This is a genomic window from Saccharothrix hoggarensis (assembly GCF_042678885.1).
In the GTDB taxonomy this organism is placed as follows: Bacteria; Actinomycetota; Actinomycetes; order Mycobacteriales; family Pseudonocardiaceae; genus Actinosynnema; species Actinosynnema hoggarensis.
This window is the reverse complement of sequence record NZ_JBHTLK010000488.1, coordinates 1-1254: the sequence shown is the minus strand read 5'-3', so window position 1 is coordinate 1254 and position 1254 is coordinate 1. Positions and strand designations below refer to the sequence as shown.

The window sequence follows — 1254 nt, the reverse complement described above, 5'->3', positions numbered from 1 at the left end:
CTGCGCGCCCGCGCCGAGCTGCTGCGCGGCGGCATCGACCTGGGCAACGGCCTGCCGGACGTCGCGGTGCGCCGGCTGCTCCAGGCGGCGGGGGAACTCGTCGGCACCCACCGCACGCTGGCGATCACCGCGCTGGGCTTCGCCGGCGAGGCGGCCAGCATCGCGGGCGACCACGCCCGGTACGCCGAGACCGCCGCGTTCGCCGCGCGCCTGCGCCGCCCCGACGAGCCCGACGAAACCCGGATCACGCTCGACCACCTCGCCGGCATGGCCGCCACGTTCGCGGGCCGGCACGACGAGGCGCTGCCCGTGCTGAGGTCGGTGGTGGAGCTGGCCGAACGGGTGCCGCACCCGCAGGCCAAGATCTGGGGCGGCCAGGCCGCTTACACCCTGGGTGACGCCTCCAGGGCGCACGAGCTGGCGACCAGCGCCGTCACCGCGGCGCACGAGCACGGCCTCACCGCGCTCGTGCCGTGGGCGCTGGTCTACCGCGCGCTGTCCGCGATGCTGCTCGACCAGCACTCGGTGGCGATGTCGGCGGCGTTCGAGGGCGTCCACGCGGCCACCGCCATCGGCCAGCACAACGCCGTGGTCGACCACCTGACGATCCTCGCCCTCATCGCGGCGCTGCGCGGCGACACCGAGACGGCCGTGCACCGCATCGACGCCGCCGCCGAGCAGATCGCCGAACGCGGCCTCGGCCGGTCCGGCACGTTCGGCGCGTGGGCGTTCGCCTGCGTGGACCTCGCGCTCGACCGCCCGGCCGACGCCCTGGACCGGCTGCGGCTGATGGCGGCGGGCGCGGGCGGCGTGCACACCGGCATCAAGGTGATGGCCGCGCCGCACGTCGTGGAGGCCGCCGTGGGCTGCGGCCGGCTGTCCACGGCGGATCGGGCGTTGCGCCGGTACGAGAAGTGGGCCGACGCCACCGGCAGCGCGGCCCGCCTCGCGCTGTCGCACCGCTGCCACGGCCTGCTCGCCGACGGCACGGGGGCCGACGAGCACTTCCGCGAGGCGATCCGGCTGCACCGGGCCAGCGGCACCGCGATGGAGCTGGCCAAGACCGAGCTGTTCTACGGCCACCGGCTGCGGCGCGACCGCAAGCCGCGCGCCGCGCGGGAACTCCTGCGCGACGCGATGAAGATCTTCCAGCGCTACGAGGCCGACCGGTGGGTGTCCCGCGCCAGGGCCGAGCTGCGGGCCGCCGGCGAGGCGGTCGGGCCGTCGCAGGCCGACCGGACCGCGGACCGCGCG

General features: G+C 76.8%; 1 pseudogene. It reads left to right on the top strand.

What is annotated here, in order from left to right:
• A pseudogene (locus ACFQ3T_RS36670) lies at positions 1-1254 on the top strand (helix-turn-helix transcriptional regulator); the annotation flags it as partial.